At 49.7% G+C, this 24,122-nt stretch carries 13 protein-coding genes and 4 pseudogenes; 11 read left to right on the forward strand and 6 right to left on the reverse strand.

Annotated features, from left to right (window positions below):
- Positions 1-64: 64 nt before the first annotated feature.
- Positions 65-460, reverse strand: coding sequence for a hypothetical protein (locus H2P46_RS17685; RefSeq protein ID WP_193406207.1), 396 nt, complete (start codon positions 458-460; stop codon positions 65-67).
- A gap of 597 nt (positions 461-1,057) precedes the next feature.
- Between H2P46_RS17685 and H2P46_RS17690 the strand changes: the two genes are divergently transcribed.
- The 3 genes from H2P46_RS17690 (at position 1,058) to H2P46_RS17700 (ending at position 4,539) form a co-directional block, all read left to right on the forward strand.
- Entirely contained in the window at positions 1,058-2,332 is a 1,275-nt protein-coding gene (locus H2P46_RS17690) for a Glu/Leu/Phe/Val family dehydrogenase (RefSeq protein ID WP_193406208.1), read from the forward strand.
- Between the two features lie 246 nt (positions 2,333-2,578).
- Positions 2,579-3,061 carry a heme-degrading domain-containing protein gene (locus H2P46_RS17695; protein WP_193406209.1) on the forward strand — a complete coding sequence of 161 codons (483 nt, stop codon included), beginning with the start codon at positions 2,579-2,581 and terminating at the stop codon, positions 3,059-3,061.
- A 359-nt stretch (positions 3,062-3,420) separates the two neighbouring features.
- Positions 3,421-4,539, forward strand: a complete 1,119-nt coding sequence (locus H2P46_RS17700) for a Fic family protein (protein WP_193406210.1) — start codon at positions 3,421-3,423, stop codon at positions 4,537-4,539.
- A gap of 79 nt (positions 4,540-4,618) precedes the next feature.
- Here the strand turns inward: H2P46_RS17700 and H2P46_RS17705 are convergent, their stop codons facing one another.
- On the reverse strand, positions 4,619-4,936 hold the full coding sequence (locus H2P46_RS17705; protein ID WP_193406211.1) for a YebG family protein: 318 nt from the start codon (positions 4,934-4,936) through the stop codon (positions 4,619-4,621).
- Between the two features lie 98 nt (positions 4,937-5,034).
- Positions 5,035-5,790 (reverse strand): SIR2 family protein, encoded by a 756-nt coding sequence (locus tag H2P46_RS17710; RefSeq protein ID WP_193406252.1) that lies wholly within the window; start codon positions 5,788-5,790, stop codon positions 5,035-5,037.
- 41 nt (positions 5,791-5,831) lie between these two features.
- On the opposite strand from H2P46_RS17710, the gene H2P46_RS17715 reads away from it, so the two are divergent.
- The 7 genes and pseudogenes from H2P46_RS17715 to H2P46_RS17745 all read left to right on the forward strand — a co-directional run bounded on the left by H2P46_RS17715 (position 5,832) and on the right by H2P46_RS17745 (position 14,651).
- On the forward strand, positions 5,832-6,800 hold the full coding sequence (locus H2P46_RS17715; protein WP_193403199.1) for an IS5 family transposase: 969 nt from the start codon (positions 5,832-5,834) through the stop codon (positions 6,798-6,800).
- 58 nt (positions 6,801-6,858) lie between these two features.
- Positions 6,859-9,162, forward strand: a pseudogene (gene fdhF / locus H2P46_RS17720) (formate dehydrogenase subunit alpha); the annotation flags it as partial.
- Entirely contained in the window at positions 9,162-9,647 is a 486-nt protein-coding gene (locus H2P46_RS17725) for a DUF1641 domain-containing protein (protein ID WP_193406212.1), read from the forward strand. The pseudogene fdhF and the gene H2P46_RS17725, both read left to right, overlap by 1 nt.
- The gene (locus H2P46_RS17730; protein WP_193406213.1) at positions 9,640-11,010 is read left to right on the forward strand and encodes a cytochrome ubiquinol oxidase subunit I; all 1,371 of its coding nucleotides are present in this window, start codon (positions 9,640-9,642) and stop codon (positions 11,008-11,010) included. Before H2P46_RS17725 ends, H2P46_RS17730 begins: the two co-directional genes overlap by 8 nt.
- Before the next feature lie 6 nt (positions 11,011-11,016).
- Positions 11,017-11,946: a cytochrome d ubiquinol oxidase subunit II gene (locus H2P46_RS17735; protein WP_193406214.1), complete on the forward strand. Its 930-nt coding sequence runs from the start codon at positions 11,017-11,019 to the stop codon at positions 11,944-11,946.
- 183 nt (positions 11,947-12,129) lie between these two features.
- The gene (locus tag H2P46_RS17740; RefSeq protein WP_193406215.1) at positions 12,130-13,776 is read left to right on the forward strand and encodes a dihydroxyacetone kinase subunit DhaK; all 1,647 of its coding nucleotides are present in this window, start codon (positions 12,130-12,132) and stop codon (positions 13,774-13,776) included.
- 329 nt (positions 13,777-14,105) lie between these two features.
- Entirely contained in the window at positions 14,106-14,651 is a 546-nt protein-coding gene (locus H2P46_RS17745) for a YbhB/YbcL family Raf kinase inhibitor-like protein (protein WP_289777459.1), read from the forward strand.
- Positions 14,652-15,042: 391 nt separating this feature from the next.
- Here H2P46_RS17745 and proP read toward each other — a convergent pair whose 3' ends face one another.
- From proP to H2P46_RS17760, 3 genes and pseudogenes are all read right to left on the reverse strand, one after another.
- Positions 15,043-16,518, reverse strand: coding sequence for a glycine betaine/L-proline transporter ProP (proP, locus tag H2P46_RS17750; RefSeq protein WP_193406216.1), 1,476 nt, complete (start codon positions 16,516-16,518; stop codon positions 15,043-15,045).
- Between the two features lie 994 nt (positions 16,519-17,512).
- Positions 17,513-19,159, reverse strand: a pseudogene (gene fumA, locus H2P46_RS17755) (class I fumarate hydratase FumA).
- A gap of 164 nt (positions 19,160-19,323) precedes the next feature.
- Positions 19,324-20,829: pseudogene (locus tag H2P46_RS17760) on the reverse strand (DASS family sodium-coupled anion symporter).
- A 567-nt stretch (positions 20,830-21,396) separates the two neighbouring features.
- Here H2P46_RS17760 and H2P46_RS17765 point away from each other — a divergent pair.
- Positions 21,397-24,064: pseudogene (locus H2P46_RS17765) on the forward strand (flavocytochrome c).
- Positions 24,065-24,122 lie beyond the last annotated feature (58 nt).

The raw sequence follows: 24,122 nt of genomic DNA on the forward strand, positions 1-24,122 counted from the left end.
GCCGTGCTGAAGCATCACTAAGACTTCAATCCGGCGCATCGCAACGCGCCGAATTTAAATTTACTTAGCCCTGCTCGCCGTTGCTCTCGGCAAAGGTAGCTTTATTACGCGTAACCGAATAGGCTACTTTTTTTACGCTTTCCGGCGAAGTTGTGATTTCAACTGGCGCAATAGTGACACGCCCCAGGCCAAACAGGGTCGGGACATAGCCGCCGACGGTGTGTTTACCCGCCGGGACATAGATCAATTTACTTTCGCCGTTAAGCAATTCGCCAGCGTCCTTGCCGTCAACCGTCAGGTAGACATTTGAGCCATCATCCGCGCGCGTCATTATGTGTGAGACATCGATTTGTGTTGGACCAGCAGCGAATTCATTTGGTGCATCTTCTGATGAATGCTTAGCGCATCCCGCCAACAGAGTGGCGGCCGTGATAGCGGCGAGTATAAAACGATAACGCATTATGACTGTCTTTCTCCGTAACATATGAACTGTCTATTTTAGCGCTTTTTAAAAAGGATAAAAGTACAGCCTGCTTCGGCATGCTCTTAAAATTTGGCTTATAGCGTTATGATTTTGTAAAAGTTAATGAAGGAAGCACTGCTTTAGTGAAAGATCGGTTAATGCGGTGTTCGCTCCATTACTCAGTATTTATACCGCCCCTACTGGCTCATAACATACTCTGGCAAACTTAAATAAACAATACTTAAACTAATCCGTAATTTAACTTATCTAATGCAGCGCATTGGTGCAACAAAGTCAATGCAGCGAATAAACAATTCCTTCACTTTTTGAACACCCTCAAATATTCACAAATTAATAATAATCTTTGTTTATGCATATTTCATGCAAAATTCAGCGGTTTTATGCAGCAATATTTGAACAGATATTTAGATAATTATTCATTTAATTCTTTTCTTAATGACCCTGACGGCACGGCATACCACCCGGCAGCAATACATATTTTTTTCAGCAGTGATAAATTATGTCGGCGCGGTTGATTGCGCTCTCTATCCACGTCTCTACACAATAAATATCTTCATTAAGAAAGGTTTTTCTATGGATAAGTTATCTTACGCGTCTGAAAGTAGCACATCTGCCTGGTCAACCTACCTGCAACAAATTGACCGTGTTACGCCCTACCTTGGCGATCTTTCACGTTGGATAGATACATTGCGACATCCTAAACGTGCCCTGATTGTTGATATTCCTTTGCAGATGGACGATGGATCTATCCGGCATTTTGAAGGGTATCGTGTTCAGCACAACCTTTCACGTGGTCCGGGTAAAGGGGGCATTCGTTATCATCCCGACGTTGATCTCAACGAGGTGATGGCGCTTTCAGCATGGATGACGATTAAATGCGCAGCAGTGAATTTACCGTATGGCGGTGCAAAAGGCGGCATTCGTGTCAATCCGTTTACGTTATCGGAAGGCGAACTGGAGCGCCTGACCCGTCGTTATACCAGTGAAATCGGCGTTATCATTGGGCCGCAAAAAGACATTCCTGCGCCGGATGTTGGCACTAACGGCAAAGTTATGGCATGGATGATGGATACCTATTCCATGAACATCGGCACCACCGTTACCGGCGTGGTGACGGGGAAACCGATCCATCTTGGTGGCTCGCTGGGACGTGAAAAAGCCACCGGACGCGGCGTATTTATTACCGGACGCGAAGTAGCCCGCCGTGCGGGGATTGCCATTAAAGGCGCACGCGTGGCGGTTCAGGGATTTGGTAATGTCGGCAGCGAGGCGGCACGTTTATTTGATGAAGCAGGTGCGCGCGTGGTGGTCATTCAGGATCACACCGCAACGCTGTTCAATGCCGATGGCATAGACATGACTGCGCTGACGCAATGGCAGATTGAACATAAGCAAATCGCGGGTTTTGAAGGCGCCCAGCCAATCGAGAAAGAAGCCTTCTGGACTACTGAGATGGACATCTTAATCCCGGCGGCACTTGAAGGCCAGATTACCCGTGAACGTGCAGAAGCCCTGGGCTGCAAACTGGTGCTGGAAGGTGCAAACGGCCCAACCTATCCTGACGCGGATGACATGCTGGCGAAGCGTGGCATCATTGTCGTACCGGATGTGATATGCAACGCAGGCGGCGTCACTGTGAGCTACTTTGAATGGGTGCAGGATATGGCCAGCTTCTTTTGGAGCGAAGATGAAATCAACCAGCGCTCGGATAAGATCATGACCGACGCAATGGTTCACGTCTGGGAAAAAGCCAAAGAGAAAGAATGCTCACTACGCACCGCAGCCTATATCGTAGCCTGTGAACGTATTTTAATGGCGCGTAAAGATCGCGGCATCTATCCAGGCTAATCACCTCAGCGCTGCTGTTTCCGGCAGCGCTTTTCGTTTCCATAAATACGCAAAAGCAAAGTAGCACGCAGCATCAGTGATGTTCACGCCTGCTATGTCACCTTCCCAGGCAATAATCAAAGCGTTTTGAAGTGAAATATAGCGAAAAACTGAGTCTGGAAGCTGTTTCGATAAATGGGTGCGGTAATTTTATTTTATTGATATGTTTATTGGAAAAATAATTCCATCAAAACATGAGCGAAAAAAATGTCCCCTACTCTTACGCCGCAACTCATCCTACAGCAAGAATCCGAAAGCCGTTTACCCACTTTTGATTTTCAGCTGGCATGGCAGCTCGGCCAGAACCTGCAACAGCGTGCCAGCGAACAAAACTTACCGGTTGCTATAGAAGTTTATGCCTTTGGCCAGCCACTGTTTCTCGCTGCGTTGCCGGGTTCAAGCCCAGTCAATCTGGAATGGATGAAGCGTAAACGCAATTCAGTGTTGCGCTTTAGTCATGCCTCAATGTACATCGGTTTAATTAATGTGCAAAACGGCAAGCCGATGGTTCAGCAAAACTGGATTGCCCAGGATACCTTCTCCGATCATGGTGGCTCCTTTCCACTGTTAAACGATGCTGGCGTCGTATTTGGCGCGGTTAGCGTTAGCGGTTTACCTTCAGAAGAAGATCATATACTGGCGTTATGGGGTATTCAGCAACTTCAGCAGCACCTTAACGCGAAGAATTGACTACCGCTGTGATTAAGGGACGGGAAATTTTATCTGTCAGGTCATTTCAGTGTACCTTCCCGTCCTCTGTTACGCTTGTCGCAGAACCCGCCTGCTACTGAAGCGCTGACGTAGCTTCTTCTGTTTTAAATACGGCTTTCAGCAAAGATTAGCTGGATGACGCCTTTCTGTTAGTGTCGGTCATTTTGCGCAGCTCACGTCACCCATCCAAAATCGGGCTTTAGCCGTCTGCTTTATTCCTCTCTGCATTTTACTTATTCACTTATGAGCCAATAATTGCCTATAATTGACTCACATAATGAGCCGAATAAGTCAGGTTATTCGGCTCAATGCAGAGGACAGAGGAGATAAGCCACATAATGGCGATACGATGGATCTGGCAACAGGCCGACTGGCCCCACTTTTACTGGCAAAATGCGCAGCTTTTGCCACGGCTGCGTCAGGTTCAGCATGTGCGTGGTATGTTGCTGGGGCGTGCCAGCCTGCATTCCGACAAAGAAGCACAAACGCTGGACACGCTACTGGCAAATATCCTTTCATCATCGGCGATTGAAGAAGAACGCATCAATGCGCAGTCAGTGCGTTCATCGCTGGCGCGGCGTCTGGGCGTTTCTGAAAAACAACCTTATCCGGTATCCGATCGCTCCGAAGGGTTGGCTACGATGATGCTGGATGCAATTAATAACCGTGACCAGCCGCTGACATTACAACGCTTATGCCTATGGCATCACTGGTTATTTCCGGCTGATGAATGGTCAATCCACTCGTTGAGCATCGGTACATTGCGCGGTAACGAACCGATGCAGGTTGTTTCAGGCCGCATCGATCGCCCCACCATACACTTTGAAGCTCCGCCGCGTTCCGGTCTGGAAACACAGCTTGAAGCGTTCATCACATGGTTTAATCAGAGCCAGCGCGATGTTTTACTTGATCCTTTGCTACGAGCGGCAATCTGTCATTTATGGTTTGTGACGCTCCATCCATTTGATGATGGAAACGGACGCATCACGCGCGCCTTAACCGATTTGGCTTTGTCACAGGCAGACAGCCAAAGCATCCGGCTTTATGCCATGTCCTCAGCAATACTGGCTAAACGCACCGATTATTATCGTGTGCTTGAACAGACGCAGAAAGGCGATCTGGATATCACCGGCTGGCTGGTATGGTTTCTCGATATTCTGGATGAAAGTCTGCAACAGGCGATGATCGGTGTTGAACACACGCAACAAAAAGCGCGGTTCTGGCTACATCATCAGAATGTGGGATTGAGTAAAGAGCAGGTTAAAGTCCTTAACTGCTTGCTGGATGGTGGCGAACAAGGGTTTGAGATGGGAATCAGTGCCAGCCAGTACCAGAAAGTCGCGAAAGTGAGCAAAGCAACAGCAACGCGCCACTTGACCGATTTACTGGAAAAAGGTTGTCTCTCTAAGCTGGCAGGCGGCGGACGAAGCACGTGGTATCAAATTAAAATGGAATAAACGGCTGTGGTCTTTAAATGCGCTGAAATCTATCGGAATCAAAAACGCCGAAAGCATTATCGCTACCGGCGTTTTATTATCAGGCTGCTTTAACGGCGCGTACTTTCTTGTTGCCGGTTGCGTCAGCCTCTTCTTTCACTACCGCAGTAGCGGGCGTGGCTGCCGGTAGCTTGCTGGTTCGCAGAATATGCTGCACGGTATCTTTCTGCTCAGCAAGCAACAGGCCAAGGGTTTCAGCCTGCGTTTCGTCTAGCGCGGATTGATGCTGCAACAGCCAGTCGGTAAAGGCTTCAGCCATATCGAGCATTTTGTCGTAAGCATCGGCCTCTTTCTTATTGGCAAACGTCATCTTCTCTTCACCCTTTCTGACTACTACAAATTTTGTCTCGACAGTCATTTTCTCGCCTCCGATACTGTTAATATATACAGTATATCATGACGGCCGCTGTTTTTCACTGGAGAATTACAATGTAAGCAGCACAGACATCAGCAGGCTTAAGCGATTAATTCTTCGAGAAAATTTGCTAGCGCTTTGCGCGGGTCGTCCTCCTCCGACACGATCATCTCAATACCCCACTGGCCCAGCACCTCTTTTGCTACCGGGTTATTACGATTGGTGAACAGATAGGATTTAGGTCGCGCAGTCGCCAGGCCGGTGCGGCCCCACATTTTAGTCAGGCGGTAAAACAGCAAGCGAATATTGAAATCGCTGATGCTGTAACCAACAAACAGCACCGAATTGCCCATCACGTCATGCGTCAGCTTAATATCAAGCGGGGAGTCAAAATAGAGCCGCTCAAAGTAGCTGCTCTCATCCAGTACAATCGAAGTATCGTCATCAAAATCGCCATGAAGTTTGATGATATGTCGCTTATGTTCCGTCAAAGCCACTAAATCAGCAGCGTTGGCAACCTTTGAATAAGGCACACCGTGTGCATCATGCGCGGCCTCCAGCCAGCGGTCGTAATTGGTCGTGTAAATGCGCGAGAAGTTGCCTTGAGTGATCATGGTGTGGATTTCAGATGTTCGGACGTCAATATCGGGTCGATGCCATTCACGATCCATCCAGCTGCGTAACGGTCCCAGCGAACCCTTTTTCTGCTTATAGTATTCCGCCAGCGAAAGGTGGTTGCCATAGGTATTGAAAATTGTAGGATCGTAACCTAACTCGTTGGCGAGATGGGCGATCAGCTCATGCCACTCCGGCAGGCCAAGATTACGAGAAATGCCGGCTCCGGCAAAAAGTATCAGCTTTCCTGAGGCTTTGTTGAATAAATCGAACTTTTGCTGAGTTGAAGGATCAGATCACGCATCCTCCCGACAACACAGACCGTTCCGTGGCAAAGCAAAAGTTCAAAATCACCAACTGGCCCACCTACAACAAAGCCCTCATCAACCGTGGCTCCCTCACTTTCTGGCTGGACGATGAAGCGACTCATGCCTGGTATGAGTCGGCAACGCCTTCATCACGGGGAAGACCTCAGCGCTATTCTGACCTTGCCATCACCACCGTCCTGATGATTAAACGCCTGTTCCGGCTGACCCTGCGGGCTGCGCAGGGTTTTATTGATTCCATTTTTGCCCTGATGAACGTTCCGTTGCGCTGCCCGGATTACAGCAGTGTCAGCAAGCGGGCAAAGTCGGTTAATGTCTGTTTCAAAACACCCACCCGGGGTGAAATCGCACACCTGGTGATTGATTCCACCGGGCTGAAGGTTTTTGGTGAAGGCGAATGGAAAGTCAAAAATCACGGCAAAGAGCGCCGTCGTACCTGGCGGAAGCTGCATCTGGCCGTTGACAGCAGAACACATGAAGTCATCTGCGCGGACCTGTCTCTGAACAACGTCACGGACTCAGAAGCTTTCCCGGGTCTTATCCGGCAGACACACAGAAAAATCAGGGCAGCCGCAGCAGACGGCGCTTACGACACCCGACTCTGTCACGATGAACTGCGGCGCAAGAAAATCAGTGCCCTCATCCCGCCCCGAAAAGGAGCGGGTTACTGGCCCGTAGAGTACGCAGACCGTAACCGTGCAGTAGCGAATCAGCGGCTGACCGGGAGTAATGCCCGGTGGAAATGGACAACAGATTACAACCGTCGCTCGATAGCGGAGACGGCCATGTACAGGGTAAAGCAACTGTTCGGAGGTTCACTGACGCTGCGTGATTACGATGGTCAGGTAGCAGAGGCTTTGGGCATGGTGCGTGCGCTGAATAAAATAACGAAGGCTGGTATGCCAGAAAGCGTGCGTATTGCCTGAAAACCCGGTCAGCTACAGAGTCACTCGTCCTGAAGCTGATTTATTCAACAAAGCCCCGCAAAAGGTAAAACGGCCACTGATTGATTTCGTTAAGTCGCTGGAAAACAGTATCAGCATGGAGCCGATTACCGCGGTATCCGTTATGGATACCGCGCTGCGTAAGGCAGAAATCAAAAAAACCAAAACCGTTTGTACCTATTGTGGCGTGGGTTGCAGTTTTGAAATATGGACGCGTGACCGCCATATTTTAAAAGTTCAGCCAGTTGCAGACGCACCCGCCAACGGCATTTCTACGTGTATTAAGGGCAAGTTTGGCTGGGATTTTGTTAACAGTCCTAAACGCCTGACCACTCCGCTAATTCGTGAAGACGGACGGTTCCGGCCTGCCAGTTGGGATGAGGCGCTGGAGCACGTGGCTCAAGGGTTACGTGCGGTTGCCAGCCAGCACGGCGGTGATGCTATTGGATTCATTGGCTCCAGCAAGGCCAGTAATGAAGAAGCTTACCTGACACAGAAAATCGCCCGACTTATTTTTGGTACTAATAATGTTGATAACTCTTCACGCTACTGCCAGAACCCAGCTACCCAGGGACTTTTTCGCACTGTAGGCTATGGCGGCGATGCAGGCAGTATCAAAGATTTACAGCAGGCTGAACTGATTGTGATTGTCGGCAGCAACTTATCGGAAAACCATCCGGTTATCGCCTCGCACATCAAGCAAAGCCACAAACATCACGGGCAAAAATTATTGGTGGTTGATCCTCGTCGTCATGAAATGGCCGAACGTGCTAACTGCTATCTGCGCGTAAAGCCGGGCACTGATATGGTTTGGGCTTCGGCGATGGCGCGCTATATGTTTGACCACGGGTACGCCGATGAAGATTTTCTCCGCGAACGGGTTGTTCAGGTCGAAGAATATCGCGCTTCACTTGAGCCATTTACGCTGGAATTTGCCAGCGACATTACTGGCTTAAGCGTGGCAGAGCTGACGGTTGCCGCTGAAATGATCGGAAATGCAGGCAGCGTTTGCCTGTTATGGGCGATGGGTATCACGCAACATAGCCACGGCGCGGATACCAGCACTGCGCTGTCAAACCTGCTGCTGGTGACCGGAAATTATGGCCGTCCCGGTACTGGCGGTTATCCGATGCGCGGTCACAATAACGTGCAGGGCGCTAGTGATTTTGGCTGCCTCAGTAACATTTATCCTGGCTATGAAAAGGTCACGGATCAGACTAAACGAGAGAAGTGGGCCAAAGCCTGGGGTGTCGCGACTGAAGCCTTGTCAGATAAGGTGGGTGCAGACAACTTCCAGATGATCCAACAGGCCCATGCGAAAAAACTGCGGGCCATGTACATCATCGGCGAAGAAACCGCTTTCTCTGATGCCGACTCCACTAAAGTCCACGAAGCTTTCAGCCGACTGGATTTTATGGTGGTACAGGACATTTTCATGAGCCGCACCGCCGAATTTGCTGATGTGGTATTGCCGGGATGTCCAGGGGTCGAGAAGGAAGGCACTTTCGTTAATACTGAACGACGTATCCAGCATTTCTCTCCGGCGATGCCGCCGCTTGGCGATAGCCGTCCGGACTGGCAAATTTTGACCGATCTTGCCGCCCGTCTGGGTCATCCGTGGCGTTATCCTAATCCCGGCGCCATCATGGCTGAAGCGGCAAGCATTGCTGAGATTTTCGCTGGCGTCAGTTATGAACAGCTGGTGGGCTGGCAGTCTCAACAGTGGCCGGTAAAAGCTGATGGTAGCAGCACACCACTGCTTTACACCGACACCTTTCACTTTCCAGACGGAAAGGCGCATCTGTATGCGCTCAAATGGCAGCCGCCAGCCGAGAGTGCAGATAATGAATATGATTTGCTGCTGAATAATGGCCGCATGCTGGAGCATTTCCAGTCCACTAATCAAACCGGACAGGGCGGGCGTATTCTGTCACTGTCGCCCAACTGGTTTGTTGAAATCTCGCCGCAGTTGGCTGCCGATCGTCAGTTGCAGGAGGGCGACTGGGTATCGATTGCGTCCAGACGTGGCAACCTGGAAGTGCCTGTGGTGATTACTGAGCGGGTGCACGGCAACGTCTTATTTATACCTATCCATCATGGCAAGCCGGGAGTAAACGGTTTAACCGGTGATCATCATGACCCAGACGTGAACACACCAGCATATAAAGAGATTGCCGTGAAAATGCACAAGCTTAATCGGCCGCCGCAGCCTAATCCTTTGCCCCAACATAATTTTCGATACGGCCAGCGCACACCGCTTGATCATCTGCCAGTGGAAGGCAAATGGCAGCAGTCGGGTTATCAACAACCACCCGCACACGTAAAACATCCGGAGAAATTTTAATGGCCGAACGCATGCAATACGACGTGCCGCCTACGCGGACCGAACCTACCGCAAAAGAATCGCTGGATACGCTGCTGGAAAGCCTGCATGAGCATGGTTTTTTACGTCTTGCGAATGATGTGGTGAAAGCAAACAGTGAGATTGGCAAAATTCTGGTCGATGGATTAAACCGGCCCGGCTCGCAAAACGCGATTCAAAACCTGTCATTGTTAATGATGGCGCTGGGTACAATTCCACCCGAAAGGTTTAACCATATGATTATGGCGCTACGGGCCGGCCTGTTGGCGCTAAAACCGGCCAGTGAGCAGACGCAGCAGCAAACGGCTGCGCCTGGGCTGAAGGGCGTGATCTCGCTGTTGAAGGACGAAGCGCTGTGGCAAAGTCTGCGGCCTTTGTTCGCCGGCATGGAAGCTTTTTCTCAGGAATTGCAGCGCGAAGAGGAGCCACCCGTAACCCGTTACAGCGGAAAGCCGACCCATGAGTGATGCAGAATGGGTGCTGTTGCTGTCGCGTGGTCAGTTTGCGCTGACAATGGGTATGCACATCACGCTTGCGGCATTAACGCTGGGTCTTGCGCCTTTTCTGGTTTGGTTTGAGGCGCGCTGGCTCTGGGGCAATCATCCTGGCGCACGGGAGGCGCTGCATTTCTGGCTAAAGATTTTTGCGCTGACGGTGGCAATCGGTGCGGTTTCTGGCGTAGTGATGGAGTTTCAGTTTGGCACCAACTGGGCGCCGTTCTCTCAGCGGGTAGGGGGCGTAATTGGCCCTTTGCTGTTTTATGAAGTGCTGGTGGCTTTTTTTCTTGAATCAGCTCTGACTGGCGTAATGCTGTTCGGTATGGGACGTATTCGGCCCGGTATTCATTTCATCGTTACCTGTTTGGTGGCCATTGGGGCATTTCTCAGCGCGTTCTGGATCCTTGCTGCTAATTCCTGGATGCAAACACCGGCTAACTTTTCACGGGATGAAGCCGGTGTGTTTCATCCCAACAGCGTGTTTACTCTGCTTTCCGCACCCTCGTTCCCCTGGCGCTTTGCCCATATGCTACTGGCTACGCTGATTGCGGTGGCGTTCATGATAGCTGGCGTAGCGGCGTGGCGTGTGCTGCATCGTCCGCAGGAAGCGGCGACCCAATTCATGCTGACCAGTGCTATCACCTTTTGTCTGTTTGCCGTGCCGCTGCAACTGATTATTGGGGACCTTCACGGTGAAAATACGCTGCGTTATCAGCCTGCCAAGCTGGCGGCGATAGAGGGCAGCTGGAAGCCGCCCGCGACAGACCAGGGAGAGCCGCTGCGGCTGTTTGCGATACCCGATCAGCAAATGCAGCGTAATCTTGCTGAAGTCGCGATCCCTAATGTGGGATCGCTGTACCTGCGACATAACTTCTACGGCCATATAAAAAGCCTGAGTGAATTTTCCGCTGATTCGCTGCCACCGGTACTGCTGGTGTTTTTTTCGTTTCGCGTAATGGTCGGGCTGGGCATATTAATGTTGATCACCACGCTGGTCGCCAATGTGCAGCGCTGGCGGGGGAAACTGATCCGATCGCGTCGTTTATTATGGTGGCTGGTGTGGATGTCGCCGGGTGGATTCATCGCCATGCTGGCCGGTTGGCTGGTGACTGAACTGGGGCGCCAGCCGTGGACGGTTTATGGCTTGTTACGCACCGCGCAAAGTGTTTCAGCGCTGCCGCTCGGCTGGATGTTGGCGTCTGTTATCGGCGTGCTGCTGATCTACAGCCTGAGCTTCGCGCTGGGCCTGCGCTACCTGTTGCAACATGTAAATTCGCCGCTGCCACAGGAACCCCACATTGTCGCCAATATGTTAACCACCTCATCGAGATAACGGACAATGAACTTAGCCGATCTGTCCGCGCTGACGCTGCTGTTTTCACTGTTGATGTACGTATGGCTGGATGGTGCCGATCTCGGGGTCGGTATGCTGTTTTTCTGGTTCCGTGATGAAGAGCAAAAACAGCGCATGGTCCACAGCATCCTGCCGGTGTGGGACGCTAATGAAACCTGGCTGGTACTGCTGGCGGGCGGTCTGTTGGCGCTGTTTCCTGTGGCTTATAGCACATTATTTAGCGCGCTGTATTTACCGGTTTTTATCATGCTGCTGTGTCTGTTTATGCGGGCGCTGGCGCTGGAATATCGCTCGCAGGCCAGCGACAGGTTAAAACACTGGCTGGATAAACTATTGCCGCTGTCTTCGGCGTTAGCGGCGTTTTGTCAGGGATGGTGCGCAGGCGTGGTGCTGGAAGGGCGGGGCCTGTCCGGCTTTAGCCTGTACGCAATGGTGTCTGGCTTCGGCTTAATGACGATTTATTTGTTACTTGGTTGCTGCTGGATCCGCTGGCGCATTGGTGAAGCAGTGGAAATGCTGGCAAACGCATTAGCATGGTTTTTCTGGGTGGTTGCGCTGGTACTGTTTTTAGCGTTGATCTTGCTTAATCCCGATCCCTGGCAGCAAACGTGGAGCGGATGGGGCAAAGGCCTTTGCCTGTTGATCGGTATGCTGTGGTTAATGCTGCTGTTTGCGCTATACCGTTCTGGTCCACATGTACAAATTGCTATAACGCTGGCGCTGATCACCGCAGTAATTGCAGGCGTGACCTGGGGCATGTATCCATGGTTAATTCCGCACAAGCTTGATCTCCATGAAAGCGCTTCCGGTACGATAACACAGGGATTTGTGTTAACGGGCGTGGCCTTTGTCATGCCGGTTACGCTTATTTATCACACCTGGACGTTCTGGGTATTCCATGGAAAAGTGAAATAGTTAGCGCGATAGCTGTGAGCTTAGCAATTCTGCTGTCGCGCAAACATATCATGCAAATGGGGCTGACATGGATTTCTGCGGGTTGAGACATTACCAGCGCATTTTACCTCCGCTATTCATTTCCTTGTGTAACACTTTTTCATCACGCAAATAACATCGAACCAATCAGATGAGGAATAAGTAATGACCAAATTCATGATGAATAAAAAGGAAGATCTTGTTGCTGAAGCGCTGGATGGCATCATTTACGCTAATCCATGGCGAAATCTGGTGCGACTCGATGTCGATCCATGGATCCGCATTGTGATGCGTAATGACTGGGATAAAAAACGCGTAGCGCTGATTTCTGGTGGCGGCTCGGGGCATGAGCCTGCGCATGCTGGCTTTATCGGTAAGGGCATGTTAACTGCCGCAGTATGCGGTGATGTGTTTGCTTCGCCAGGCGTGGAAGCCGTGTATAACGCCATCGTCAACCTGACTGGCGATGCCGGGTGCCTGTTAATCGTAAAAAATTACACTGGCGATCGTCTTAACTTTGGCCTGGCCGCTGAAAAAGCGCGTAAGGCAGGATTTAATGTCAGCATGGTGATCGTGGGTGATGATGTCGCCCTGCCTGAAAATCCTCAGCCGCGCGGTGTGGCGGGAACCTTGCTGGTGCATAAAATTGCGGGATTTGTTGCTGAACGGGGTGACGATTTGGCAACGGTGACCAAAATCGCCGAGTCGGCGAATAACGCGCTGACTACCATGGGCGTCGCCATGTCGAGCTGTCATTTGCCTGGCGAAAATACGAACGAACGTGTGCCGGAGGGCAGCGTAGAACTGGGTCTTGGTATTCATGGTGAACCGGGCATTGAGGTTATGGAATCACAAAGTAGCCAGCAAATCGCCAAACAGCTTCTGACAAAAGTGTTTAATCAGCAGCAGAGTGAAAAACCGTGCGCGCTGTTGGTCAACAATCTCGGTGGAATGTCAGCGTTAGAAATGAACCTGGTAACGCGTGACCTGATCGAATCACCACTGAGCAAAAACGTGCAGTATTTAATTGGACCTGCCGCGATGATGACCGCGCTGGATATGAAAGGTTATTCTGTTACCTGTCTTGAACTGACACCGCTGTTTGAAGAAGCCATTTGCGCCCCCGTAGAAGCCGCAGGCTGGTTAAAAGCGGTAAAAATTGAAGCACTGAAATCCCATAAAGCGAAAAAACAGGCCAGTGAGATCAACGCTGAACCGTCTGAAAACGCGGAAGTCGCGCGCATCATCAATACTATTTGCGAAACCCTGATCGCCAATGAAAGCGATCTAAACAAGCTGGATGCGCAGGTTGGTGATGGTGATACCGGTTCAACGTTCGCCGCGGGGGCGCGCCAAATTTATGATGAGTGTAAAGGAAAACAATTGCCGCTAAACGTCTTACCCGATCTGTTAGCGGTAACAGGCGAGCGGCTGGCAAAAGTGATGGGCGGCTCCAGCGGCGTGTTAATGGCTATCTTCTTTACCGCTGCCGGACAAAAAATGGCGGAGGGCGACGCGTTGCCTGAAGCGCTGCAAAAAGGTTTGGAAAAAATGAAGCATTATGGCGGCGCGCAGCTCGGCGATCGTACCTTAATCGATGCGCTACAACCCGCAATTGAAGCGATGGTTAACGGCAAAGATTTCACTGACGTGGCCGATGCCGCGAATAATGGCGCGGAAAATACCGCCAGCATGACAAAGGCCAAGGCAGGGCGCTCGTCATATCTCAACAGCGAAAATTTGCATGGCGTCCAGGATCCGGGCGCCGTGGCAATTGCGCGGGTATTTGCTGCGCTAAAACAAATACAATAACGCGTTAGCTTTTCTTCCCGTTCTGGCCGGATTCATAGCCATAACGGGAAGGGCTGATTCGGTGTTGCAAAAAAGCCCGGCGGCCTTTCATTATCTTCGCTTTTCTGTGGTGACGGTGGATAAATCACCTTCAAAATAACAAGTCAGAATGAAAAATATCACGCTAAATATTCCAGTACGCCTGGCGGAAGCGGGTGAATTTTTTATCGCACTTCACAGATGGGTATATAGTTAATAAGCGGCTGAATCTTAACGTTTCGCAAAGGTATCATTACGGCTGGTTAATATTTAGCTGCTGTTTAATTTATTTTTTCCCACAGGAGTGATTTGTGAAGAAATTAGCGTGCGCCATTTTATTCGCCACATTACCGATTACCAGCATGGCGGCATCGGTATTTACGCTGCAATCCAAAGATTTTACTGACAATGCCGTACTAGAGAAGAAATTTGCTGGCGGCAACAAAAGTAACCCTTCTTGTACCGGTGAAAATGTCTCGCCTGAACTTAACTGGTCACATGTTCCTGTCGGCACCCAAAGTTTCGCTTTATTAATTACCGATCCGTCCGGCGGCAAAGGCATGGGTGTGACTCATATGGTGGCATACAACATCTCCGTAAACCGAAGCGCTTTTGCGCAAGGCGAGCTAACACAAGGTAAAGGTTATACCGGCGGTCAAAATTCGCCTGGCACCACCCGTTATTACGGTCCTTGCCCCCCGGCGGGTAGCGGTCTGCATCATTATAACTTTGTATTGATCGCCACCGATCTTCCCGCACAGTTAAAAGCGGGTTTAACGCATGCTGAATTATTGAGCCAGTTGAAAGGACATACATTAGGCGCTGCAAGCACCGTTGGCCGTTTTGGTAACGATTAAGTAAAGATGGTGCGGATAATTCCGCACTTTTGATTATCTGCATAGTCAGACCAGCTGTTATAGCATGCGCTGCATGGTTTTAATGACAAGCCAGCCATGCTTTTTAAATCGCACAGAAAATAACCATTATAGTTACAACATACTTTAGGTAGCTACGATCATCTTCATTAAATATTGAAGTGAAAACGGCTGCGTTATCAGGTAAGTAAGCACATGGCGGGAAGGAAAGTGTACTGAAACCTTTATTTTTTGCCGGGCTAGCAGCGCGCGTCAGCTCGTCGTCAAAATAGGAAATAGTCGGACAAAGCAGCGAAGAGTAACAGCAAATAGCTTGAGAAAATAGATACGGAGCATGGCAAAAAAACCGGGGCTAGCCCGGTTTAGTCATTGATTATTCCGACGGCACAGGAATCGGTTTCGGTTTACTGTTACGCATGCGCAACTTATCAATCAGCTTTTGTGCTTCCGCTCTGGTTGCTACCGCAGGTGAAGAGCCTTTCAGCGGCTGGCGTGCGGTTTCATGTACTGTCAGGATAGTGATCAGGCCGATCACCCCAGCTCCCATCATGTAATAAGCGGGCATCATTAAGTTATGTGTGGTATCGACCAGCCAGGCGGTAATCAGTGGCGTCGTACCGCCAAACAACGAAACTGACAGATTAAAGCCGATGGCCAGGGCGCTGTAACGAATGTCCGTGGTGAACAAGGCTGGTAGCGTTGACGGCATGGTGCCGCTAAAACAGGTGTGCAACACACCCAGAACCAGCAACCCTGCAAATACGGCCCACATATTACCGCTCCCAAGCAACATAAAGCAGGGAATCGACAGCAGAATCAGGCCAACGGCACCAAAACCAATCACCGGGCGTCGACCGATTCTGTCAGTCCAGCGGCCCCATAACAAAGTTAGCGGCATCATCACAAACATTGCGACCATTACCAGCAGCAGACCACTCATCTCATTCATACCCAGTACGCCGGTCAGATAGCTCGGCATATACGAGGTCAGCATATAGTTGGATACGTTAAACAGCAGTACCAGCCCAATACATTTCATCATCGGTGCGCGGTATTTAGACAACATCTGTAGCAAAGTCAGGCGTGGTTTACTCTGCTCCAGCGCTTCCTGTTTTTCCATATGCTGCTGGAAGGCCGGGGTTTCTTCCAGTTTCAGCCGCACATACAGGCCGAACAAACCCAGTGGCGCCGCAATAAAGAACGGTACACGCCAGCCCCACGCCAGCATAGCTTCATTTGACATTATCATGGTCATTGCGGTGACCAGGCTGGCACCAAGCAGATAACCGCCGATGGTGCCAAATTCAAGGAAGCTGCCCATAAAACCACGGCGTTTATCGGTGGAGTATTCGGCAATAAACGTCGCTGCTCCACCGTATTCACCGCCTGTTGAGAAACCCTGAACCAGACGTGCCACCAGCAGCAGAACCGGTGCCATAATGCCGATGGAGGAGTAAGCGGGGATCAGGCCAATACAAAATGTCCCAATGGACATCATAACCATGGTCATCGCCAGGACTTTTTGGCGTCCGATGCGATCGCCGAGCGGCCCAAAGACCAGCCCACCAATTGGGCGAACTAAGAATGCTGCGGCAAACGTACCAAAAGTGGCAATCAACTGTACCGCATTATTCGCATCCGGGAAAAAGACCTTACCGATAATCACGGCAAGATAGCTATAAACACCGAAATCAAACCACTCCATGGCATTACCCAACGCAGCCGCGCCGACGGCACGTTTCAACATGTCGTTGTCTATGACGGTAATATCGTCAACGGTCATTTCTTTTTGTTTCTTATTCCAGAAGTGTTTTTTCGGATGTTCAGATGATGGTGTTTTAGTGGTCATATTCTCCTCATACAGCCCAATTGAGGGAATCTTATAGCTTTCGCAGCCGCAAATATGAACGTAAGAAACGATGGAAATGAAAGCTATAAGAAGCCCGAATTACGGATAAATGAAGCGGTTAAACGTTTCAGCCGCTCACCTTAGATCATTACTGTCTGTTTTTGCAAGTTTATAGCCATAATAACCGCCATTGCTGTTAAACACAGCAAGAGTCACTATCGTTGATAGTGTTTTATTTTTTGTGATTTTCCTGTTCAGGATTTGTAATAACGAGGCCGAATCAATCGTGGGGCGAATAATCACTATTTGATACGGGCGAGCCGAAATATTTTATTTAATAACGGATCTCAATACAGAGCAGTTTATAAAAGCATGCATATCGGCGAAATATTTTTTACTGATAATAAGGTAGTGTGTTAACCGGCATAAATAATGCGATGAAATATATATTTTTATCACGGAAGCGCTGTGCGCTTTACCTTGAGATGATATAACCATTTGAATTAAGGTAAATAAACTTCATCTCACGTTATAAACGCGCTTCTTATACTGCGCCATAACTATAAGGATCTGAGCTTCCGCCTGGGCTGGCAGGAAGAGTGCAAACGCTACGGGAAATGAGTGCCTTGTAAATCATTTTTATCATGTAAGATTTTACTTTTTGCGTCTTGTCAGAAATATTAAGGTCGTCCGTTAACCGTTTAAGCTTCAACAGATCTGCGGCTATGCCCTGACTTGGGTAACATTAACGATAATAAACAGCAACCTGTTTGTGACAATGGCGCAACCTCATCCGATCCCACAGTGAAAACGCCTGAGAAGCCGAATAAAGCAGCTTTACCGGCTATCGCAGTTCGCTGGATGCGTTTATACAGCCATTTACCAAAAGTGATTTTGCCGTAGCTGCAAAATTAAAGGTCTGGGCCCGAAGGAAGTTTGAACCCAGACCTGCTTTTTCAGATTTTATATTTGCGATGTAACCACAACAGCACGGTTACCTGGCGCATTTCGCGCATAGATTGCGTTCAATATGCTGGAAAAAATCGTTGCCTTTGTTATCGACCAGAATGAAAGCAGGGAAGTCCTCTACCTCGATTTTCCAAATTGCCTCCATGCCTAACTCGGCATATTCAACACATTCCAGGTTCTTAATACTTTGCTGCGCCAGTACCGCAGCCGGGCCGCCAATACTGCCCAGATAGAATCCACCGTGTTTCTGACATGCATCTGTTACTTGTTGACTGCGGTTACCTTTCGCCAACATCACTTTGCTGCCGCCGTTGGCCTGAAGCAGATCAACGTAAGAATCCATGCGGCCTGCGGTGGTTGGGCCGAGCGAACCTGAAGCATAGCCTTCTGGCGTTTTCGCCGGGCCCGCATAATATACCGGATGATCTTTGATATATTGCGGTAATCCTTCGCCGTTATCGATGCGCTCTTTTAGTTTGGCGTGGGCAATGTCACGCGCCACGATAATGGTGCCGGTCAGCGAAACACGGGTTGAAACCGGGTACTCAGAAAGCTGGGCCAGAATTTCATTCATTGGGCGATTCAGATCAACAGCGATCACATTGCCTTCGCCCTGCTGACGCAAGGCTTCAGGAATGTATTGGCCTGGATTAACTTCAAGTTTTTCAATCCAGATGCCGTCACGGTTAATTTTTGCTTTGATATTTCGATCAGCGGAGCAAGAAACGCCCATCCCAACCGGGCACGATGCACCGTGACGCGGCAAACGTATTACGCGAATATCGTGGGCAAAATATTTCCCGCCAAATTGTGCGCCTAAGCCCAGGTTTTGCGCCGCTTCCAGTAGTTCCTGCTCAAGCTGCACATCCCGGAATGCCTGACCGTGTTCATTACCTTCTGTGGGTAACGTGTCGTAATAGTGGGTTGACGCCAGCTTAACGGTTTTCAGGGTGCTTTCAGCCGAAGTGCCGCCGATTACAAAAGCGATGTGATAGGGCGGGCAGGCAGCGGTTCCTAACGAACGCATTTTATCGATCAGATATTGAGTAAGTTTACCTGGCGATAACAGCGCTTTAGTTTCCTGATACAGATAGGTTTTGTTAGCGGAACCGCCACCTTTCGCGATGCACAGAAATTTATACTCATCCCCATCCACGCTGTAGAGATCGATCTGCGCCGGCAGGTTGGTGCCAGTATTCACTTCTTTATACATATCCAGTGCGGCGTTCTGCGAATAACGCAGGTTATCTTCGATATAAGTATTGTAAACGCCTCGCGACAGCGCGGCTTCGTCCCCCCCGCCGGTCCAGACGCGCTGGCCTTTCTTACCCATAATAATGGCAGTGCCGGTGTCCTGGCAGGTTGGCAGAACGCCTTTTGCAGCGATCTCAGCGTTTTACAGAAATTGTAGCGCCACATACTTATCGTTTTCACTGGCTTCCGAGTCATGCAGGATTGAAGCAACCTGCTGCTGATGCGCCGGACGCAACATAAATGACGCATCATGAAAAGCCTGCTGCGCCAGTAACGTCAGCGCCTGGGGATCAACTTTCAGTACTTCCTGCCCGTCAAATTCAGCAACGGAAACGTGATCGCGGCTCAGCAGATAATATTCAGTGTTTTCATCGGCAAGGGGAAAAGGGTTCTGGTAATAGAAAGGTTTGTTCGACATGTTATGCTCACTTAATGTTCGGTAGTTTTTTTCTTAACAGAATAGACAACATCACTGGCGGAATTTAATGGTTTTATTATCTCACCAGCCGCCGGGAAAGCCGCTGGTGAGTGTCAGAATGGTATAATATAAGTGGTTGATCTTCACGCTTTTGCGTACAGCTATTAGAACATCATCACCATCCATGGATAGCCAATCAGCATCATTGCCGCCAGGAAGATGGCACCGAATATCGTGCCAAGACGCCAGTAATCTTTGGTTGGCAGATAGCCGCTACCGTAGTAAATCGGGCCGGTGCCGTAGGGAGTAATAATTCCCATCACCCCCAGCGAGGTCACCATCATCAGACAGAATACCGGCATGTTGATGCCTGGAATTGACGCTGCGATAGTTAACATTGCCGGTAACAAGGCCGTGGTATGAGCGGTTGTGCTGGCAAACAGATAGTGCAGCAGGAAGAAAGCAATCATCAGCATGACAGCCGAAACTTGTGGATCGTAACCACTTAACAGCTGACCGCCTTCTTTACCCAGCCAGGCGATAAATCCAACGCGGGCTAAACCATCTGCCAAAGCTACCAGCGTTGCAAACCAGGCAAAGGTATTCCATGCCGGTTTGTTACTGGTAATGTCGTTCCAGTTCAGTACGCCGGTCCACAACATAAGTACAACCACCAGCAGCGCTGCCATGGCTGGCTCAATCCACGCAGTGGCGAAAATCCACATCAGTAGTGCACAGCAGACGAAGAGTAATAACAGAATTTCGTTACGTGACAGTCGCCCTAGTTTTTCCAGCTCGCTGCTTGCCCAGCGCGGCACTTCGTCGTTAATTTTGACCTCTGGTGGATAAAAAAGGTATGCCAGTAAGGGCATGGTCAGGATCAGCAGGATGCCCAGGGGCAGGAAAGCGAGAAATCACATGCCCCATGAGATTTCAAACCCGATAATGCTTTTAACCAGTGCCAGGGCCAGCAGGTTCGGTGCCAGTGCCGACAGGAACATTGAGCTGGTGATACAGGCCGCAGTTATTGCTACCCACATCAGATAAGAACCGATTTTACGTGCACTCGGGTCATTAGGTTTAGAACCGTAAAGCGGCGGGAGGTTAGCGATAACTGGATAGATGGTCCCGCCGCTGCGTGCGGTGTTGGATGGCGTGAACGGCGCTAGCAGCAAGTCTGCGAAAGTAATGGCGTAACCCAGCGTCAGACTGCGGCGACCCAGGTATTTCACCAAAATAAGCGCCAGGCGACGGCCAAACTGCGTTTTGTCATAACCCGCAGCGAACATAAAGGCTCCAAAGATCAGCCAGACGGTGGAGTTGCCGAAGCCGCTCACCGCCCATTTAAAAGCCTGGGTGGCGGTTTTGAATTTCGGATCGGCCAGTTCTGCTGGGCTAAATAACACCCATTGGCTGAACAAAGCGATGACCACTACGCCAGTCAAACCGATTACTGCGCCAGGCAGCGGTTCAAAGATCAAACCGACAATGACCCCCACGAAGATAGCAAAAAAGTGCCACGAGTAAGGTTCGAGTCCGGCGGGAACCGGCATCAGCAGTAACAATACGGCAACTAAAACCGGGAGAAACAACATGATATAGCGTTTTTTCTGGCCTGCAGCAGCAGGGGCGGCTTTAGGCGGTTCATGCATTGGTGATAATGGTTTCATTGTTTTGGTCTGCAAGTTAATAAGGATGTGGTTTACGCCCCGGTATATTATTCATTGTTTTTCTATTCGTTAACGCATTAACCGTGGCATGTGAATTGTTTCTTTTTTCTTTTCCAGTTTCTGTGAAATATTAAGTGGTAATGAAAATATTTTGCGATTTATAAAATTATTAATTTTGATCTGGATCAATAAAAAACTAATATCATTTTTATGAAGCTGAGTTTTATAGCGCTGATACATGATAATTAAGCTTTTTCTGGCCCTGGTATAGCGTGAATGCTATTTGATAAGCCGCAAGTTGTTCTGGTTAACTATTTGTTTTATATGTTTTTTTGTTACCTTGAAGTCAGAATTTGATTTTTGTCAACATCTGGATAACAATTAGTTGGGATATAAAAATGGCCCAGCAATAATAAATCACTCCAAATAAATAAAAACTTAAATAACTAAAGTTATCAATTGCGCAGCTAAAAAATTGATATATTGGCGAGATTAAATTGGACCAATTTTTATTCAAAAAATGTCAGGGTAAGCCTTCGAGGTTTTTAATTCTGGAGTTGATCATCAATGCATAAACTCACCCCAATCCTGAATCCACTTACTTTACCCAATGGCGCTGTGCTAAAAAATCGGTTAGTCATGGCGCCTATGACCACCTGTACCGGCTTTTCCTGGCGCGATCGCCATTGACAGCGACAACAAAATCCCTGGCCTGAAGAAGATCGCTGACGCCATTAAATCCGCAGGTTCACTGGCGATTTTGCAGATTTATCATGGCGGCCGCATGGTCGAGCCTGAGTTAATTGGCGGTAAAACACCCGTCGCGCCCAGCGCTATTGCCGCGCCGCGTGAAGGCGCAACCCGGCCGCAGGCGTTAACGGCAGACGAAGTCGACGTCATGATCACCAAATTTGGTGATGCCGTAAACCGCGCGATCAAAGCCGGTTTCGATGGCGTAGAGATTCATGGTGCAAATACTTACCTGATTCAACAATTCTATTCTCCTAATTCTAACCAGCGTGACGACAAGTGGGGCGGCAGCCGCGATAATCGCGCCCGTTTCCCACTCGCCGTGCTGGAAATCGCGCACCAGATGGCCGACCGATTTGCTCATAAAGGCTTTATTATTGGCTATCGCTTTTCGCCTGAAGAGATCGAAGTTCCGGGTATTCGCTTTGATGACACCTTGTACCTGCTGGAAAAGCTGGCTGCACGTGGACTGGATTACGTTCACTTCTCAGTGGGCCAGTTTCTGCGTCCTTCTATCGTTGACACCCGCGATCCCACCCCATTAATCACTAAATTCCACGCTATGCGCTCAGAAACGCTGGCAAAAGTACCGGTGATTGGTGTGGGCGGCGTGGTCAACAAAGCTGATGCCGAGTCTGCCCTGGCGCACGGTTACGATTTGGTGGCGATAGGTAAAGCCTGTATCGCTTATCCTGACTGGGCCGACCGCATTATCAATAATGAGAAACTGGAGCTGTATATTGATAGTACTCAGCGCGAGGCGCTGAATATTCCTGAGCCGTTATGGCGTTTCTCCCTGGTGGACGCGATGATTCGCGACGTCAGCGATACGGGTCGTAAATACAAAGCCGGTGTCTATCAGGAAAAAGTCGAAGCTGAAGCATTGAAGCTGCAAATAAACGTGACGCTGGATACTGACCGTATTACTGACATTTCGCTCGTACCGGACGATACGCTGGATGTCGATTTTACCACCACGTTTGAAAGCCTGCGAACCCGCATGTTGGTAGCAAATAGCCCATACGTTGACGCCATTACCGGCGCAACCACGCAGAGTGAAGCGCTAAAAAAAGCCGTTTCGCGTGCAATGACCACTTCCAGCAAAGCGCAGATGATTGAGGAAGGGGTCAACCCCGCAGCGCCACAGAACGTCGATGTGGTGATTATTGGCAGTGGCGGTGCAGGTCTGGCGGCGGCTATTCAGGCCAGCGATGAAGGTGCTCGCGTGGTGATCATTGAGAAGATGCCAACCATTGGCGGCAACACTATCAAAGCCTCTGTGGGTATGAATGCAGCAGAAACGCGTTTTCAGAAAATGGAAGGCATTGAAGACAGTAAAGCGCTGTTTTACGAAGAAACGCTGAAAGGCGGCAAATTCAAAAACAATCCAGTTCTGTTACGCGAATTTGTTGAGCTGGCACCAGAAGCGATTGACTGGCTGGCTAACCATGACATCGAACTGAACGACATCACCATCACAGGCGGCATGAGCATTGATCGCACACATCGTCCCGCCGACCGTTCAGCTGTGGGAGGGTTCCTGATCAGTGGACTGGTAAAAAATATCAACAAACGCAATATTGAGGTGTTGCTGGAAACGTCGGTCGCTGAAATCCTGTATGAAAACGGCGCGGTATGCGGCGTTAAAGTCATTGATGAGTATAACGATAGCCGAATTCTGAATGCGAAAAGCGTGATTGTCGCCACGGGTGGCTTCAGCGCTAATCGCGAAATGGTAGTCAAATATCGCCCTGAGCTGGATGGTTTTGTCACGACCAATCACAAAGGCGCCACGGGCAGCGGCATTGCCATGCTGCAAAAAATAGGCGCGGATACGGTGGATATGAGCGAAATTCAGATCCATCCCACCGTTGAACAAACCACGTCATACCTGATTTCTGAATCCATTCGGGGTGGCGGTGCGATTCTGGTGAGCCAGGCGGGGCAACGCTTCTTTAATGAAATGGAAACCCGTGACAAAGTTTCGGCGCAGATTATTGCTTTGCCGGAGAAAAGCGCCTGGATCATTTTTGACGAGCAGGTTCGCCAGAATAACAAAGCCGCGGATGAATACCTTGCGCGTGGGTTTGTGAACAGCGCGCCAACCGTACAAGAGTTGGCCGTAAAATTGAATATGGATCAGAACACTTTAAAGGCGACGCTGGATCGCTACAATCAGTTTGTCATTAAGCAGAAAGATGAAGACTTTGGTCGTACTACCGCGCTGCGTCATCCGCTGAATGAAGGCCCTTACTATGCCATTCGTATTGCGCCCGGTGTGCATCATACGATGGGCGGCGTAACTATTAATACGGATACGGCCGTGCTGGATAGCCAGAAACAGGTCATAAAAGGTGCCTGGGCGGCGGGTGAAGTTGTGGGTGGCATTCATGGCGCTAACCGCATCGGCGGTAATGCGGTGGCTGATATTATCATCTTTGGTATCCTGGCGGGGCGTAACGCAGCGGCCTTCGCCAAACGCTAAACGAAATCAACAGGGGGATAACGCGCCCCCTTTTTTGTCAAATCTTAAGCAGAGGCGT

It is taken from the genome of Mixta mediterraneensis (assembly GCF_014946725.1).
GTDB classification, from domain to species: domain Bacteria; phylum Pseudomonadota; class Gammaproteobacteria; order Enterobacterales; family Enterobacteriaceae; genus Pantoea; species Pantoea mediterraneensis.

Bases quoted from the DNA above. Each gene is read 5' to 3' on its own strand.
- H2P46_RS17685 (WP_193406207.1), bottom strand. From the start codon at position 460: ATGCGTTATCGTTTTATACTCGCCGCTATCACGGCCGCCACTCTGTTG.
- H2P46_RS17690 (WP_193406208.1), top strand. From the start codon at position 1,058: ATGGATAAGTTATCTTACGCGTCTGAAAGTAGCACATCTGCCTGGTCA.
- H2P46_RS17695 (WP_193406209.1), top strand. From the start codon at position 2,579: ATGTCCCCTACTCTTACGCCGCAACTCATCCTACAGCAAGAATCCGAA.
- H2P46_RS17700 (WP_193406210.1), top strand. From the start codon at position 3,421: ATGGCGATACGATGGATCTGGCAACAGGCCGACTGGCCCCACTTTTAC.
- H2P46_RS17705 (WP_193406211.1), bottom strand. From the start codon at position 4,936: ATGACTGTCGAGACAAAATTTGTAGTAGTCAGAAAGGGTGAAGAGAAG.
- H2P46_RS17725 (WP_193406212.1), top strand. From the start codon at position 9,162: ATGGCCGAACGCATGCAATACGACGTGCCGCCTACGCGGACCGAACCT.
- H2P46_RS17730 (WP_193406213.1), top strand. From the start codon at position 9,640: ATGAGTGATGCAGAATGGGTGCTGTTGCTGTCGCGTGGTCAGTTTGCG.
- H2P46_RS17735 (WP_193406214.1), top strand. From the start codon at position 11,017: ATGAACTTAGCCGATCTGTCCGCGCTGACGCTGCTGTTTTCACTGTTG.
- H2P46_RS17740 (WP_193406215.1), top strand. From the start codon at position 12,130: ATGACCAAATTCATGATGAATAAAAAGGAAGATCTTGTTGCTGAAGCG.
- proP (WP_193406216.1), bottom strand. From the start codon at position 16,518: ATGACCACTAAAACACCATCATCTGAACATCCGAAAAAACACTTCTGG.